This is a genomic window from Acinetobacter sp. AR_0276 (assembly GCF_003000705.1).
GTDB classification, from domain to species: Bacteria; Pseudomonadota; Gammaproteobacteria; order Pseudomonadales; family Moraxellaceae; genus Acinetobacter; species Acinetobacter nosocomialis.
In genome coordinates this window covers 1,099,205-1,114,819 of sequence record NZ_PSQO01000004.1, presented here as the reverse complement: position 1 = coordinate 1,114,819, position 15,615 = coordinate 1,099,205, and the positions used below count along the sequence as shown (strand labels likewise).

General features: G+C 39.3%; 14 protein-coding genes and 1 pseudogene. 9 read left to right on the top strand and 6 right to left on the bottom strand.

All coding sequences use genetic code 11. The features are described 5' to 3' along the window. Positions 1-88: 88 nt before the first annotated feature. On the top strand, positions 89-1,303 hold the full coding sequence (locus tag CSB87_RS06075) for a multidrug effflux MFS transporter (RefSeq protein WP_022575711.1): 1,215 nt from the start codon (positions 89-91) through the stop codon (positions 1,301-1,303). A 27-nt stretch (positions 1,304-1,330) separates the two neighbouring features. Here CSB87_RS06075 and CSB87_RS06070 read toward each other — a convergent pair whose 3' ends face one another. Continuing rightward, positions 1,331-2,035 carry a nitroreductase gene (locus CSB87_RS06070; RefSeq protein ID WP_001047584.1) on the bottom strand — a complete coding sequence of 235 codons (705 nt, stop codon included), beginning with the start codon at positions 2,033-2,035 and terminating at the stop codon, positions 1,331-1,333. A 508-nt stretch (positions 2,036-2,543) separates the two neighbouring features. Between CSB87_RS06070 and CSB87_RS06060 the strand changes: the two are divergent. The 6 genes and pseudogenes from CSB87_RS06060 to sbmA all read left to right on the top strand — a co-directional run bounded on the left by CSB87_RS06060 (position 2,544) and on the right by sbmA (position 8,644). Next, positions 2,544-2,746 (top strand): annotated as a pseudogene (locus CSB87_RS06060) (hypothetical protein). Positions 2,747-2,928: 182 nt separating this feature from the next. After that, positions 2,929-3,069 (top strand): hypothetical protein, encoded by a 141-nt coding sequence (locus CSB87_RS06055; RefSeq protein ID WP_079377098.1) that lies wholly within the window; start codon positions 2,929-2,931, stop codon positions 3,067-3,069. 98 nt (positions 3,070-3,167) lie between these two features. Beyond that, positions 3,168-4,643, top strand: coding sequence for an alanine/glycine:cation symporter family protein (locus CSB87_RS06050; protein WP_002051404.1), 1,476 nt, complete (start codon positions 3,168-3,170; stop codon positions 4,641-4,643). Positions 4,644-4,809: 166 nt separating this feature from the next. Further along, complete coding sequence (locus tag CSB87_RS06045) at positions 4,810-5,781, top strand: patatin-like phospholipase family protein (protein ID WP_022575712.1); 972 nt, start codon at positions 4,810-4,812, stop codon at positions 5,779-5,781. Between the two features lie 195 nt (positions 5,782-5,976). Further along, positions 5,977-7,212 carry a threonine ammonia-lyase gene (locus tag CSB87_RS06040; protein WP_017393874.1) on the top strand — a complete coding sequence of 412 codons (1,236 nt, stop codon included), beginning with the start codon at positions 5,977-5,979 and terminating at the stop codon, positions 7,210-7,212. 235 nt (positions 7,213-7,447) lie between these two features. Then, a complete protein-coding gene (gene sbmA / locus CSB87_RS06035) occupies positions 7,448-8,644 on the top strand; it encodes a peptide antibiotic transporter SbmA (protein ID WP_031953279.1) in 1,197 nt (398 codons plus the stop codon). Positions 8,645-8,684: 40 nt separating this feature from the next. Here the strand turns inward: sbmA and CSB87_RS06030 are convergent, their stop codons facing one another. Further along, complete coding sequence (locus CSB87_RS06030) at positions 8,685-9,434, bottom strand: DUF4850 domain-containing protein (protein ID WP_031953277.1); 750 nt, start codon at positions 9,432-9,434, stop codon at positions 8,685-8,687. A 125-nt stretch (positions 9,435-9,559) separates the two neighbouring features. Here CSB87_RS06030 and CSB87_RS06025 point away from each other — a divergent pair, with 125 nt between their 5' ends. Beyond that, a complete protein-coding gene (locus CSB87_RS06025; RefSeq protein WP_002051185.1) occupies positions 9,560-10,627 on the top strand; it encodes a DUF1176 domain-containing protein in 1,068 nt (355 codons plus the stop codon). Positions 10,628-10,710: 83 nt separating this feature from the next. Then, positions 10,711-11,229 (top strand): hypothetical protein, encoded by a 519-nt coding sequence (locus CSB87_RS06020; RefSeq protein WP_004885404.1) that lies wholly within the window; start codon positions 10,711-10,713, stop codon positions 11,227-11,229. A 78-nt stretch (positions 11,230-11,307) separates the two neighbouring features. Here CSB87_RS06020 and CSB87_RS06015 read toward each other — a convergent pair whose 3' ends face one another. From CSB87_RS06015 to gatA, 4 genes are all read right to left on the bottom strand, one after another. Beyond that, the gene (locus CSB87_RS06015; RefSeq protein WP_031953276.1) at positions 11,308-11,886 is read right to left on the bottom strand and encodes a DJ-1/PfpI family protein; all 579 of its coding nucleotides are present in this window, start codon (positions 11,884-11,886) and stop codon (positions 11,308-11,310) included. 169 nt (positions 11,887-12,055) lie between these two features. Next, on the bottom strand, positions 12,056-12,520 hold the full coding sequence (locus tag CSB87_RS06010) for a hypothetical protein (RefSeq protein WP_031953275.1): 465 nt from the start codon (positions 12,518-12,520) through the stop codon (positions 12,056-12,058). Positions 12,521-12,627: 107 nt separating this feature from the next. Continuing rightward, positions 12,628-14,097 carry an Asp-tRNA(Asn)/Glu-tRNA(Gln) amidotransferase subunit GatB gene (gatB, locus tag CSB87_RS06005; RefSeq protein ID WP_004712122.1) on the bottom strand — a complete coding sequence of 490 codons (1,470 nt, stop codon included), beginning with the start codon at positions 14,095-14,097 and terminating at the stop codon, positions 12,628-12,630. Continuing rightward, positions 14,097-15,575 (bottom strand): Asp-tRNA(Asn)/Glu-tRNA(Gln) amidotransferase subunit GatA, encoded by a 1,479-nt coding sequence (gene gatA, locus CSB87_RS06000; RefSeq protein WP_031953273.1) that lies wholly within the window; start codon positions 15,573-15,575, stop codon positions 14,097-14,099. The genes gatB and gatA overlap by 1 nt, the downstream gene beginning before the upstream one ends. Positions 15,576-15,615 lie beyond the last annotated feature (40 nt).

Here is a 15,615-nt window from a genome sequence, read left to right as displayed (position 1 = left end):
GCGTATTTCTACACCAATGTTGCACAAATCATACGATAGACAGTGTAAGCTTGTCTGTATGCAAATGATTGAAAAATGAAATATCGTTATGTCTGAACAAACAGCCCAGCGTCAATATTCTATTGGCTGGATTATGTTGCTCGCTTTACTCACGGCTTTAGGGCCATTATCCATTGATATGTACTTACCTGCGTTGCCTCAAATGGCCCATGATTTTGGGGTGAGTACGCAAATGGTAGCAAATACATTGCCAGCTTATTTTTTTGGTTTAGCCATTGGACAACTGGTATATGGTCCTTTAAGCGACCGTATCGGTCGAAAAAAGCCTCTATATTTTGGGCTTGCGCTTTATGCAGTCGCAAGCTTGTTTTGCGTGCTCGCTACAAATGAATGGAGTCTAATAGCTGCCCGTATTTTACAAGCTTTAGGTGGTTGTGTAGGTGTGGTTATGGCTCGTGCTGCTATACGCGATCGGTTAGATGTGCAAGGTTCGGCACAAGCTTTTTCTAGCATGATGATCGTAATGGGTTTAGCGCCTATTTTGGCACCTATGATTGGGGCCTGGATATTAGTCTGGTTTCCATGGCAAGCGATTTTTATTGCGCTTTCAATTGTGGGCGCAATCTGTTGGCTATGTGTACATTTCTTTTTTAAAGAAACTTTGGCAACTGATAAGAGGCTCAAATTATCTCTATATCAAGTGGCTACCTTATATGGTGCTATTTTCAAAGATGCGAGCTTCCGTTTGCCTATGTTTGCAGGATGTTTAACAGGTGCAGCGCTATTTTGTTATATCAGCTCAGCTCCCGCCGTTTTTATGGATCAGTATGGGCTAAATCAACAAGAGTTTGCTTATGTATTTGGACTGAATGCTTTTGGCATTATGTTAATGTCATCTTTAAATAAGCACTTAACTACACGTGTTGAAATTACTAAGCGTTTAAAAGCCGGTTCAATGGTACAGGTGACAGGTGCAAGTATTGTGTTGATTGCTGGTTTAATTTCAGCAGCACCTTTATGGCTAGTAATGTTAGGACTGTTTTTAGCGATTTCAGGAATTGGTTTAACTGGACCAAATGCCATGGCTCTAGCCATGTCAAAGCAAGGTGCTCGTGCAGGAACCGCTAGTGCAATTATGGGCAGTATGCAATTTGCTTGCGGTTTATTGGGTGGCGTACTTCTTAACTTCCTTATTTGGTCTGCATCACTCAATATGGGAGTGATGATGGTGTTATTTACATTAAGTGGTTTTATTGTTGTTTTAAAAGCGACGCGACAAGCAAAAAGCCAAGCACTCTCTTGATTTTAAGAGAGTGGTTTGCTTGAGTCTTTAATCAAGAAAAACTGCAAAATTCTCTACAGGCTCTCTAGGCGTAATAAAAGTATTCACAATGTGTGCAGGGTCGGCATGACCTAGCGCAATCGCACAAACTAACTCTTCGTCATCTGCTGCGCCTAAAATATCTAACACTAACGGATGGAAATGGTTCCAAGCGGCTTGAGGGCAGGTGTCTAATCCCCGAGCCTTGGCCGCGACCATGACATTTTGAATCATCATGGCGATATCCATTTTGGAACCAATTCCCATTGCTTTATTGACTGTAAAGAAAATTCCGACTGGTGCATCAAACAGTTTGAAGTTACGTAACTGCTGTGCAGCCATTTTTTCTTTTTCGCCCTTTTTAATTTCTAAGAGACCATAAAGTCCCCAGCCATTTTCTCGGCGACGGTCAATAAAAGGTGAAATCCATTTTTCAGGATAATAGGCAAAAGTTTCTTTATATTGTTCTGCAAGTTCTGGATTTTTAGAAATCTCAATCTGTGCTGTACAAACACGCTCTACCATTTCATCACGTTTTTGTCCTGTCACGACATAGACTTTCCACGGTTGAGTATTGGTTCCTGAAGGTGCTCGGCTCGCGACTTTTAAGATATCCTTAATGATTTCGGGCTCAATGGGTGTGTTTAAAAAAGCACGGACAGAGTGTCGAGAGGTAATGGCCTCGTCAACAAGGCGGATTTGTTCCAGATTCATGAGGACTCCTGATCTTATTCTCAATGTTTAATGTTTATAAAAGTCTAATTTTGTGCGCCAAAATTGATGCATTTATAAACAAAAAATATTAGAAAAGTGATTTCCTTATATGTATGATGACTCGATTCGTTTAGACAAATGTCTAATCAATGATAGTTTGAAAGTGTCATTTTAGATTTAAATAGTCAAAATATTGTGACTTGTTTGGTCATTAAATTAAAATGAAAATAAATTATGAGCAAAAAATATTCAATTAGAAAAAAGGTAGAATATGTTTAAAAACAGTACAAAACAGATGATTTTGTATGAAAAATAACCTTAAAGAGCATAATCTTTTAATGAAAAACATACACAAAATTTTAAATTTCTGCATAATACCGACTTTTTTACGCAGGTATGATTTCTCCATACTCACGTTAGGAAAAAGTAGTGGCTGCATAACAAGATACTTTTACAAAAAGGATTTTGTGCAGGAATGGAGAAATACACGAGGTATAAGGAGCTTTACATGAGTTTACCGCTCATCAACAAGCAGTTCATGAAACAAGGATTGGCGATTACCATTGCGACCATGAAAATGAACTTAACTCACGCAACGACTAAGCCACAAAAAATACAACAGCTTGGTACACATCTCAACGCACTCTTCTTGAATAACAAAGAAAGGGGGCAGATAGTCGCGTCATAGCGATGGCTTGTTACAGTCTTTGAAATTTAAATCCAGTTTAGACATTCGCCCAAAAGTATATGTAAATATGCTTATTGGCTTAAATCCAGTTTTTATAACTCGATTAATTGATGGGAATCATTAAGCGAGCTGATTTAGCGGTGGTCATTTGTTAGTTTCCAAGTTTGTAGCCGAGTCGATGCATACTGTTCACCCAAATGGGAATATGTTCAGTAATGCGATGAATTCATTTTATTTGAAGGATGCTTTCTCTCATGCGACCTTCAAAGGCTTAGTGCTGGGCATCATGTTGCTTAAACTTGTGACGATAATTGCTATTCAATTGACATTAAAAGTTTTTTCTTAAATGTACTGAAAAAGTCCCTATTGCTAGGGGCTTTTTTGTTTATTGCAGATTTTGGCTTGTGCTAATAGCACTTTAGCAAGAACGTAAGCGGACCGAGTATGAATGAACAACTCAATGCCACACTGATGTCGTGGGTAAAATTTTTTAATGACCCTTTATGGGATTTTCTGGTTATTTTCTTGCTGGCTGTCGGTATTTTTTATACGGTCTTAACAGGAGCAGTGCAAATTCGCATGTTCTTGCAAAGTATTCGTGTTATGAAAAGCAGTCGTACTGAAGGCGAAGACGAGCATGGTCTTACTCCTTTTCAGGCGTTCGTAACAGGCCTTGCGAGCCGTGTTGGGGTAGGTAACATTGCTGGTGTAGCAATCGCTATCGCAATTGGTGGTCCTGGTGCAGTGTTCTGGATGTGGGTAACCGCTGTTCTTGGTATGAGCTCGGCTTTCATTGAGTCTACACTTGCTCAGCTATTTAAGGTGAGAGACAACAAGAGCAAACAGTTCCGTGGTGGACCGGCTTACTATATTACTCAAGGTTTACGTAGTAAAACCTTTGGTGTAGTTTTCGCACTGGCATTAATCTTTACCTATGGTTTCGTATTTAACTCAGTTCAAATCAATGCGATTGCAAATGCATCTTCACATGCATGGGGTTGGGACAAAGCCAATCTTATTGCTCATTTAGGTGGTGTTGATTTAGAAATTTCATGGGTTGGTCTTGCTCTTGTTGTGATGGTTGCATTGGCAATTTTTGGTGGTATTAAACGTATCGCTAAATTTGCAGAAATGTTTGTACCTTTAAAAGCGGGTCTTTACCTATCTGTTGCGTTGTATATTGCATTAAGCAACTATGCAATTTTACCTGACGTGTTAAAACTCATTGTAACTGAAGCGTTCCATTTCAATGCTGCGGCAGGTGGTTTCTTCGGTGCTGCCATATCAATGGCAATGATGCAGGGTATTAAGCGTGGTTTGTTCTCAAACGAAGCTGGTATGGGTTCTGCTCCGAATGCTGCCGCTGCTTCTGATGTAAAACATCCTGTAAACCAAGGCTTAGTGCAAATGCTTGGTGTATTCGTAGATACCTTCATTGTATGTACAAGTACAGCAATTATCATTTTGGTTTCTGGTGTTTATCACGATGCAGGCTTTGTTGGTGTTGAATTAACTCAACGCGCATTAGAGACTCAAGTTGGACACTGGGGTTCTGACTTCCTGGCAGTTCTATTATTCTTGTTCTGTTATTCTGCTGTATTAGGGAACTATGCTTATGCAGAAAGTAATGTGCAGTTCATTAATAACAACCCGAAAATTATGTTCATCTTCCGTATTTTTGTATTGGTGATGGTGTATTTCGGTGCAATTGGTAGTGTTCCATTAGTTTGGTCAATGGCTGACTTGTTTATGGGTATCATGGCTACTATTAACTTAGTCGCAATTTTACTATTAACACCTGTAGCTCGTACTTTATTGAAAGACTACCGTGAGCAATTAAAACAAGGTATTAAAGAACCAGAATTTAAAATTAATAAATATCCAGAGTTGAAGAAAAAAGTCGATTCAGATATTTGGTAATTTTCAAAAAAGCCTCTTAGAAATAAGGGGCTTTTTTTATGGAGCATAAAAACACTTGAGTATAAAATTTAAACATGACAAATTAAATAAATTCACTACAGCTTTTCACAAAACGAGCAACTAAAATTGCAATTCGGAAATTAATGTCATAGTGCAAAGATGGGCCATGAAACAGCTTAAATTGTGGGTTCTCGGACTTTCTATGGTGTTGGCTGGGTGCCAGACCACCTCACACTTATCTGCCTTAAAACCACAAACGGCAGAGGCATATTCACGTTTTGTCGACCAACCTTTTGCACAGCTTAAGAAGCAGCATAAAAAACCAGTTGTCGCATTGGTGTTAGGTAGTGGAGGTGCTCGAGGTTATGCACATATTGGTGTTATTGAAGTTTTAGAGCAACATGGTATTCGTCCTGATTTTATTGTAGGAACTAGTGCAGGTAGTATTGTTGGGGCAATTTATGCCAGTGGAAAAACACCTGATGAACTGCGTGATACCGCATTAAAAATGAAAGCGGGTGACGTTCGTGATATCAGTATTGGTTTAAAAGGTTTTTTTGACGGCAAAAAAGTTGAAGACTATGTAAATCAGCAAGTAAATAATTTACCACTCGAAAAAATGAAAATTCCGATGTATGTGGTCGCAACAGAGCTTAAGCATGGTACCAAAACAGTATTTAACTACGGCAATACTGGGCAAGCTGTTAGAGCATCTGCTTCAATTCCAAGTATGTTTATACCCACTAAAATTGGTAAATCTGAATATGTAGATGGCGGTTTAGTCAGTCCGGTTCCTGTTGAAGTAGCACGAGACTTAGGTGCAGATGTCATTATTGCTGTAGATATTCTGGCTCAACCGATCTATACGGAAACCTCGAATGTATGGGGGCTGTTTAACCAAAATATTAATATTATGCAAGGACGTTTAGCTGCTGAAGAACTTCAATATGCAGATGTCGTGATTCAACCGGATTTAAGAGAAAAAGCGCATATTTTTGATGTAAAAGGCCGTGAAGCTACTATGCGAGCTGGTGTTGAGGCAGCAAATGCAAAACTGTCAGATATTCAGTTTGCGATTGATGAAAAAATAGCTGAACAGAATCTCTCTACCGATGGATTAAGCGCTCAGTCAAAATAAATTAAAAGCAAGTATATGAAAATTAAATAAAAGCCCGAGAAGGGCTTTTTTATTGAAAAATAAAAGATTTGTATGTACTGACAAAAATTTTTGTATAGTGGAGTTATGCTGAAAACTACTCATGACAGATATGAGAAATTCATGCTATTTTCAAAAAAATAATTGATTTGTAACATATTGAGGCCGATTAATTAGATGATTCAGCAACAGCTAAAACATGAGTTTCCAACATTAGAAGATATACATGCCGCTGCAGAGCGTTTAGATGGTTTAGTGGTTAAAACGCCTTTTGTTTTTTCAGAAACCATTTCTAAAACTTTAGGGGCAGAAATGTGGCTGAAATTTGAAAATCTACAATTTACGGCTTCTTTTAAAGAACGGGGCGCATTAAATAAGCTTTTAAGTTTATCTGAGCAAGAAAAGCAACATGGTGTAATCGCTGCTTCAGCCGGTAACCATGCACAAGGCGTTGCTTATCATGCTCAGCGTACGGGTGTAACTGCAACCATTGTCATGCCTAAATCAACACCGAATGTAAAGGTACAACGTGTACGTGAATACGGTGCACGGGTTATTTTGCATGGACAAGACTTTTCAGAAGCTGCTGCTGAAATGCACCGTGTTGCCCAAGAAGAATCATTAACTATTATTCATCCTTTTGACGATGCTGAAATTATTGCTGGTCAAGGCACCATTGCACTTGAAATGCTAGGTGCCGTACCTGACTTGGACATATTGGTGGTCCCTATTGGCGGTGGTGGTCTCATTTCAGGTATTGCGATTGCGGCAAAATCGATAAATCCTAAAATTAAGATAATCGGGGTTCAGTCGGTTGTTTACCCAAGCATGGCGAAATTGCTTTGTAACTATCAAATTGCGGTTTCATTAGGTTCAACCGTAGCTGAAGGTATTGCGGTTAAAACTCCGGGTGAGCTTACGACCCAAGTGGCTAAAGAATATGTTGATGATATTGTGGTAGTCACTGAAGACATGATTGAAGAAGCGATTGCGCTGTTGCTTAACATTGAAAAAACAGTGTGCGAGGGAGCAGGGGCGACAGGTATCGCTGCGATTATGTCTCGACCAGATCTATTTTTAGGTCATAAAGTCGGCGTGGTGTTATCTGGGGGCAATATTGATACACGTGTAATGGTTTCTGTATTACAGCGTCACTTAACGCGTACGGGGCGTATGGTTCGTATTCGTGTTGAATTACCAGATAATCCGGGGGCTTTAGCGCGTTTAACAGCAATTATTGCTGAGCAGGGAGGTAATATTTATGAACTGCGCCATGAACGCTTTGCCGCCACAAGCCGTGCAAAAGAAAGTGCAGTAAGTGTCGATGTTGAGTTAAAAAGTGCTCCAGATCTGGAACCTTTAATTCAGGCTATGCAGCTTGAAGGCTATATTGTTCGTAAAGAAGAGATTTAAACACCCATATTGCTATGATATAAAAGCTGTATATGGCTCTTAAGGGAGTCATATGCAAAGCAATTTAAACGGATTAAATTGCAACAAGGATGAATTTACAAAAAAACGATCAAATCCTTCAATGAAACGGGAAAAACTGACAATTCTCTAAACTTTGGCCTTCACAATTTTAAGGTTTAGGTTTTAGTATTCTCCTCATTGCAAATTTGAAGAAATATAGGGATAACAACACTCAATGTTCAAATCATTTTTTCCGTCTCCACGGTATTTTTTTATATCTGTAGTTATTTGGCTCGCGCTAAATATGGTGCTCTGGTATACAGGGGGAGAACACTGGGGGCAGTATGTAGGCTTTCCCCATGGTTATGCAGATGCTGAATTGCCTGTTGGCGTAAGTCGCTTCTGGTCACCTGCTTTCTTATGGTTTTATCTCTGGTTCTTTATCTCAACAGCAATTTTTGCCGGTTTTTGGAAAATTGTTTCTAATAATCCGTGGCAGCGTTGGTCTATCTGGGGATCGGCATTTATTCTATTTAATATTTGGTTTGCTGTTCAGTCCAGTGTTGCCATTAATGCATGGTATGTACCATTTTGGGACTTAATTCAAAAAATGCTTTCTAGTGGTGGGGGGGATCTCTCTGCACTATATAGTGAAACCCTAGTTTTTCTTTATATTGCAATGGTCGCTGTGACTTTAGCTGTGATTAATGCTTTTTTCACCAGTCATTATGTATTCCGTTGGCGTACGGCAATGAATGAATACTATACGGAACATTGGGAAAAGCTCCGCCATATTGAAGGTGCTTCACAGCGTGTACAAGAAGATACCATGCGTTTTGCAACTATTTTGGAAGATTTAGGGGTAGAGTTGGTAAAAGCTGTTATTACATTGATTGCTTTCTTACCTATTTTATTTCAACTTTCTAAACACGTTACTGTTTTACCAATTGTTGGTGAGTTAGATCACTCTTTGGTATGGGCTGCAATAGTATGGTCAATTTTTGGTACCATTTTATTAATGGTTGTTGGTATTAAATTGCCAGGTCTACAATTTAACAATCAAAAAGTAGAAGCAGCTTACCGTAAAGAATTGGTTTATGGCGAAGATCATGCTGATCGTGCAAAACCTGCTACCTTACGTGAGTTATTTAGTAATGTACGTAAAAATTATTTTAGACTTTACTTTCATTATGCCTATTTCAATATGACGGCGATTTGGTATGGACAACTTGATATATTGTATAACTTGGTTGTTCTTTTCCCATCTATAGCCGCTGGTAAACTCACATTAGGTTTAATTCAACAAATTGCAAATGTGTTTGGTCGCGTAAGAGATTCATTCCAATATTTAATTAGTTCATGGAAAACTATTATTGAGTTACTTTCGATTTATAAGCGTTTAAAAGCTTTTGAGTCTATATTGCATAAATAAAAGTAAACCCGCGAAAGCGGGTTTTTTTATAAGGATTGAATTAGTGTGTTGCATTATAAAAATTAAGGATAGGACCAACCAAAGACTGCTGAGATTTATCTAAGGTGACTTGAATCTCTTTATAGTTAAATGTGTCTTCATCATCATACTTGGCAACACCATGCGTTTTATTGTTCACTTGTGGAATTTGGTAGCTAAAAAAAGCCATTTTTTTAGAGGGATGAACGATGTTAATGAGTTTTTTAGGGTCTTTGAATCCGCCAAACTCATTTTCAACACTTTCTTTTAACAGTTCAGGAAAATACAGCGTTGCATTTGGTAATCCACACCCAACGCAAAAAGAAGAGTCATAAAGTTCTATCGCTTGTTTTTGATCTGGACTCATTGCTAAAGCAAAACCAGTTCCATTTGCACCTGCATTTGCTTGTACATCTTGCCAATTTCTTGGAACAAGTACTAAACCTGTTTCAGGTAATGCAAGAAGCTTGAGTTGCTTGGCATGTTGAGCATCAAGATTAAAATTAAAGCTACAGCTTTTAAGCGTGCATTTTTCAAAATTTTTAAGTAAACCATCTTCTATTGGGTTCTGTGCCGTTACACCATAAAAAGGGACTGCAACGCCGTTTAAAAAATTTGCTTCTCCAAGCTTATAGAATTGATTATCTGCTTTGCGGGTTGCAGCAGAGCTATAAAATTGGGGAAAATGAGGAGTAAAGTTTTTTACTTCTGCATAAACAGTTGAATTTAGGCTGACTAATGATGCCCATAAAAAAGAATTTAATTTTTTCATTTTTAGAAAGTAATCAATTTAAAATCTTATATAAATCTAACATATTCTTTTAAACTATAAGGTAATTCAAAATTGAATACTGTTTTTAACTTCATAATAAAAACAGACTTATAGAGATATGGAAAATGAAAAATATACTTTCAATTTGCTGCTTAGCGGCAATAAGTTCTTATAGTTTTGCTCAAGACATTAAAGGCATTTCATTTTCTCATCAAGAGTGGGAAATCTATTGTAGTAATACAGGTACTTGTAAGGCTGCTGGCTATCAAAATGAAGACAATGGTGATAATCCAGCTTCAATTTTAGTAACGCGTAAAGCAGGGCCAAAACAACCTGTACAAGTTGAGTTTGCTTTGTCTGACTATGAACAAAGCATACCTGCAAAGCAGCTTAAAAATATCCATTTTTATATCAATGGCAAAGATTTAGGGCTTGTGTCTGTAGATGGCACTGAGTTGCCAATTATGGGTAAGCTAAACGGTTCGCAAGTCAATGCTCTACTACAGCAGTCCAAACAGAAGACTGAAATAGTATTTAAAAATGCGCAGCATAAATGGAAAATTTCCGATGCTGGAATGACTGCCGTATTATTAAAGATGGATGATTTTCAGAAGCGTATCGGAACGGTTGGGGCTTTAGTCAAAAAGGGCAGTACCAATGAAAATCAAGTGCTTATGCCTGAGCCAAAACTAGTTGTGAAGCGTATTCGTACTTCAACCAAACCTTACTTAACTTTACAGCCAAAAAGTAAACAGTACCAAGCAATATACCGTAGTTTGATGGCAGCTAAGCCGAATCCGAAAGAAGACGGCTTTTGTGAAGGCGTTTATGGTGGGAATAGTGATGGAGCTGAACCACAAGAAATTGAACTATATAAATTAACCAATAAGAAAGTTTTGGCGACTACCTTGTGTTGGAGAGGTGCTTATAACGAAGGGTATGGTGCTTGGGTACTAGATGAGTCTTTAAACGGTAAAGCGACTTTTGTGACTGAGACAGCTTCAGATTTTGATAGCGGTTTGATTAGTAGTGCTCAAAAGGGAAGAGGCATTGGAGATTGCTGGGCAAGTGAAGAGTGGGTATGGGATGGTAAGAGTTTTGTACACACGAAAGATATGTGGACAGGCATGTGTAAAGGCTTGGCAGCAGGTGGAGTGTGGGAGCTTGATCGAATAGAGTCTGTGGTGAAATAAGTATTTTGTGGTTACAGAGTCATAACAGGTAACGTTAGTGACTCTGTGATAAAAAGAACAGATTATTTATTGGAGCTAGACCTATGTCACGTCATCTTTACGCTATTGCTCGCCGTAAGTTTTCACACCTGAGCCGTTCAATATGTGTGGCGGCGGCTGTACTGGGTGCAACACAAATTACGATGGCTGGTCCAACGGTCGATCAGCTCAGTGATTGTTTGGTTAAAGCAACGACAGCTTCAGATAAAACCACGGTGCTTCAATGGACATTTACCGCTTTAGCGGCTCATCCAGATTTAAAAGCATTTAGTAATGTAACGCCTGAGCAAAAAGATCAGTTAGACCAAAAACTGGCTCAAGTTTTACAGCGGATAATTGTAGAGCAATGTTCTGCTCAAACAAAGGCCGTGATTAAAGCAGAAGGTGTGAAGGCAGTTGGAGAAGCTTTCCAACAGTTAGGTCAAAGTGCGGGTGAAGATATTGTTAAAGACCCAGCCGTTAAACAACAGTTGCAGGGCACATTACGCTATATTGACCTAAACAAATTGGTGACAACGTTTTTAACACCAGAGATTTGGAATAAGCTGGGAATTACAAGATAAAAATCTAGTTTTCTATTTTAACAATAAAGCCTGCTATTTAAGTGCAGGCTTTATTGTATTCGGGATAAAGTGATTTATTTAGATCGTAATCGTAGCGCCTAATACTTTCACAAATTGAGCTAACCAAGCTGGATGGGCAGGCCAAGCAGGTGCAGTCACCAAATGCCCATCTGTAACGGCTTCAGTCACAGCAATATCTGCATATTGCCCACCTGCGAGTTTTACTTCGGCCGCACATGCTGGATAAGCTGAGCAGAGGCGGTCTTTTAATACATCTGCTGCAGCGAGTAACTGAGCGCCATGGCATACGGCTGCAATTGGTTTTTTCACTCGATCGAACTCACGTACAATTTCGATAACGCGATCATTCATACGTAAATATTCTGGTGCACGACCACCCGGAATGACTAGGCCTACATAGTCTTCGGTATTAACGGCATCAAAATCATAGTTAATCGCGAAGTTGTGGCCACGTTTTTCGCTATAAGTTTGTTCGCCTTCAAAATCATGAATAGCTGTCGCAATATGGTCACCGTTCTTTTTATTCGGGCAAACAGCATGCACGGTATAACCTAAACCTGTTAAGAACTGAAATGGAACCATAGTTTCATAGTCTTCAGCATAGTCACCGACTAACATTAAAATCTTTTTAGACATGATTTATCCCTCTTTTTAAAATATAAGTGATTTCTATTTTTAATTTAAATTAGCATAACGGTAGTGTGATTTTTAGGAAAAAGCTCATTCTTTAGTCGAAGAGTGTTTCGTAAGTGATATAAAAAAAGCCTCGATAAATCGAGGCTTTTAAATTTATGGGATCTACTTTTTATAACTCACAAGCTTTACCTTCATATTCATGACGGTTTACAACGTATTCTTGACCATTCCATCGATAAATAGCAGAACAGAAGCCTGGTCCCCCATTTTCAATATCAGGCCAGCCATCTTTGCCTTTAGTTTTCAAAAAGGTGGGAAGGCCAGAGTTGCTAAAGAGTTTTTTCCATTGACCGTCTTTTTGCTGTGAAACAATATAGTAGCCAACCCCTGTATTGCCATAACACATACTGCTACTATCTTGAATAACTGCATCTTTATGACCATCACCATTTAAATCTTTATAAATAATAATTTCACCAGTATCACAGTTACCTTTCCAGCCATGTTTTGTTTTTTTGAAATTTGCAGCTTTAAAAATAGATGCTACTTCACTCTTTGGGACTTGAACCGTTTGAGCAAAAAGTGTCGAGTTTATTAACAATAAAGAGGTCGTAATAAGTAATTTATTTATCATGAGTAACTTGTTCAGCATAGTTTTAGCTTAAAAATTATTGTGGATTCATTGCATTTCAAAATAAATAAAAACCCGCTCTAAAGCGGGTTTTTTTAAATTAGATTGATTTAACCAATCAATTTTTTCATTAATTCATTGACTTGCGCAGGGTTGGCTTTACCCTTAGATGCTTTCATGACTTGACCAACAAGACCATTAAAGGCTTTCTCTTTACCAGACTTGTACTCTTCAACCATTTTTTCATTGGCTGCAAGTACTTCTTTAATGATTGCTTCAATTGCACCAGTATCGGTTTCTTGCTTTAAGCCTTTTTCCGCAATAATGTCATCGGCAGATTTACCTTCCGATTCCCACATAAAACCAAAGACTTGTTTAGCAATCTTACCGCTAATGGTATTGTCAACAATACGTGCAATCATGCCGCCAAGCTGTTCAGCAGAAACAGGTGAGTCAGCCAAATCTAGGCCTGCTTTGTTTAAAGCACCAGAGAATTCACCCATTACCCAGTTTGCAGCAATTTTACCTTGCTTCGCACCACCAGCCGCAGCCACAACAGCCTCATAGAAGTCCGCCATTTCGCGTGAGAGCGTAAGTACGTGTGCATCGTATTCAGTTACACCAAAGTCTGCAATAAAGCGTGCACGGCGTGCTGCTGGCAACTCAGGCATAGTTGCTTTGATGGCCTCAATTTGCTCATCTGGAATAATTACTGGTAACAAGTCTGGATCAGGGAAGTAGCGGTAATCATTCGCTTCTTCTTTAGAACGCATAGAACGCGTTTCCATTTTATTTGGATCGAACAAACGAGTTTCTTGATCAATTTCGCCGCCCCATTCCAAAATTTCCATTTGGCGTTCAATTTCCACATTGATCGCTTGCTCAATGAAACGGAATGAGTTGAGGTTTTTAAGCTCACAGCGTGTGCCAAACGGTTGTCCCGGACGACGTAAAGACACGTTACAGTCCGCACGGAATGAGCCTTCAGCCATGTTACCGTCAGAAATACCTAACCAACGTACTAATGTGTGAATGGCTTTGATATAAGCAACCGCTTCTTCAACTGAACGCATGTCTGGCTCAGAAACGATTTCAAGCAAAGGTGTTCCGGCACGGTTTAAGTCAATGCCAGACATACCTTCAAATTGGTCGTGTACAGATTTACCCGCATCTTCTTCAAGGTGAGCACGAGTTACGCCAATACGTTTAGTCGTACCATCTTCAAGTTGAATGTCGATGTGACCCAAGCCCACAATCGGATTATCCATTTGGCTAATTTGATAGCCTTTTGGTGAGTCAGGGTAGAAGTAGTTCTTACGTGCAAACACAGATGCTTGGTCGATGTAAGCATCGATACCAAGACCAAAACGAATTGCAAGATCAACCACTTTTTCATTTAAAACTGGAAGTACACCCGGCATTGCCAAGTCTACAAGGCTTGCTTGTGTATTTGGGTCTTGACCAAACTCAGTCGATGAACCAGAGAAAATTTTAGAATTGGTTGCAAGCTGAGTGTGAATCTCAATACCAATAACGACTTCCCAACCGTCAATCAATTTCAACTTTTGAGCTTCAGCCATTATGCATTCTCCTCAGCAATTGCCGCACGTTGAATATGGAAATCGGTGTTTTGTTGGTATTGATGAACAATTGACAACAATTGTGATTCTGACCAGTAGTTACCGATTAACTGTAGACCGACTGGTAAGTTATCTTTGTCAAAACCAACAGGAGCATTAATGGCTGGTAAGCCTGCCAAGTTCACTGCAAGTGTATAGATATCGCCTAAATACATTTCAGTTGGACTTAAGTTCGCACCGATTTTATATGCAGTTGTTGGCGCAGAAGGAGCTGCAATCACATCTACATTTTCAAAGGCTTTTAAAAAGTCTTGTTGAATTAAACGACGTACTTTCTGTGCTTTCACATAATAAGCATCGTAATAACCTGCAGAAAGCGCGTATGTACCAATAAGGATACGACGTTGAACTTCTGGACCGAAACCTTCTGAACGAGAACGCTTATAAAGATCCATCAAGTCTGCTGGATTTTCACAGCGGTAGCCGTAACGAACGCCATCATAACGTGACAAGTTAGATGATGCTTCTGCTGGCGCGATGAGGTAGTACGTTGGTACATAAGCTTCAGTCATGTTGAGGTCAATCTCAACAAGTGTTGCACCCATTTCTTTAAGCTTTTTCAAAGACTCTTCAACACGTGCTTTTACGTCGGCATCTAAACCTGCAACGTTAAAGTACTGTTTAGGAATACCAATACGTAAACCTTTTACGGATGTGCCATTTAAGTTTGCAACGTAGTCATCAACTTCTTTTTTAACCGAAGTTGAGTCTTTTGCATCATGACCTGCAATTACATTCATGAGGTAAGCACAGTCTTCAGCAGAGCGTGCCATTGGACCCGCTTGGTCTAAAGATGATGCATAAGCAATGATACCGAAGCGAGAAACACGACCATAGGTTGGTTTTAAGCCTGTTAAGCCACAGAAAGACGCAGGTTGACGAATTGAGCCACCTGTATCGGTACCTGTAGCAAATGGTGCTAAATCAGCAGCTACAGCCGCAGCCGAGCCACCTGATGAACCACCAGGTACATGGTCAAGTGCCCAAGGGTTGCTTGTTGCGCCTACATATGAGCTTTCAGAAGTTGAACCCATCGCAAACTCATCCATGTTCACTTTACCTAAAGTGACAAGACCAGCTGCTTTAGTTTTTTCAACAACAGTTGCATCGTAAGGAGAAATAAAATTATCTAATATTTTTGAACCAGCAGTGGTTTTAATGCCTTTGGTACAAAAGATATCTTTGTGAGCAAGTGGAATACCCGTTAAAGCTGTTGCATTACCCGCTTTTAAAGCTGCATCGGCTGCGTCGGCTTCAGCAAGTGCTTGCTCAGGTGTAACCGTCACATAGCTTTTTACCAGTGGGTCAATTTTAGCAATACGTTTTAAATAGTGTTCAGTCAGTTCGCGAGACGAAAACTTCGCTTGGCTTAAGCCTTCAGCAAGTTCGCGAATTGATAAGCGATGTAAATCAGTCATGAGTAAAATTTCTTTACATTCAAAATAGGGAAGATGGGTT

Excerpts from the sequence above, each read along its gene's own strand:
- CSB87_RS06075 (WP_022575711.1), top strand. The coding sequence starts at position 89 with ATGTCTGAACAAACAGCCCAGCGTCAATATTCTATTGGCTGGATTATG.
- CSB87_RS06070 (WP_001047584.1), bottom strand. The coding sequence starts at position 2,035 with ATGAATCTGGAACAAATCCGCCTTGTTGACGAGGCCATTACCTCTCGA.
- CSB87_RS06055 (WP_079377098.1), top strand. The coding sequence starts at position 2,929 with ATGTTCAGTAATGCGATGAATTCATTTTATTTGAAGGATGCTTTCTCT.
- CSB87_RS06050 (WP_002051404.1), top strand. The coding sequence starts at position 3,168 with ATGAATGAACAACTCAATGCCACACTGATGTCGTGGGTAAAATTTTTT.
- CSB87_RS06045 (WP_022575712.1), top strand. The coding sequence starts at position 4,810 with ATGAAACAGCTTAAATTGTGGGTTCTCGGACTTTCTATGGTGTTGGCT.
- CSB87_RS06040 (WP_017393874.1), top strand. The coding sequence starts at position 5,977 with ATGATTCAGCAACAGCTAAAACATGAGTTTCCAACATTAGAAGATATA.
- sbmA (WP_031953279.1), top strand. The coding sequence starts at position 7,448 with ATGTTCAAATCATTTTTTCCGTCTCCACGGTATTTTTTTATATCTGTA.
- CSB87_RS06030 (WP_031953277.1), bottom strand. The coding sequence starts at position 9,434 with ATGAAAAAATTAAATTCTTTTTTATGGGCATCATTAGTCAGCCTAAAT.
- CSB87_RS06025 (WP_002051185.1), top strand. The coding sequence starts at position 9,560 with ATGAAAAATATACTTTCAATTTGCTGCTTAGCGGCAATAAGTTCTTAT.
- CSB87_RS06020 (WP_004885404.1), top strand. The coding sequence starts at position 10,711 with ATGTCACGTCATCTTTACGCTATTGCTCGCCGTAAGTTTTCACACCTG.
- CSB87_RS06015 (WP_031953276.1), bottom strand. The coding sequence starts at position 11,886 with ATGTCTAAAAAGATTTTAATGTTAGTCGGTGACTATGCTGAAGACTAT.
- CSB87_RS06010 (WP_031953275.1), bottom strand. The coding sequence starts at position 12,520 with ATGATAAATAAATTACTTATTACGACCTCTTTATTGTTAATAAACTCG.
- gatB (WP_004712122.1), bottom strand. The coding sequence starts at position 14,097 with ATGGCTGAAGCTCAAAAGTTGAAATTGATTGACGGTTGGGAAGTCGTT.
- gatA (WP_031953273.1), bottom strand. The coding sequence starts at position 15,575 with ATGACTGATTTACATCGCTTATCAATTCGCGAACTTGCTGAAGGCTTA.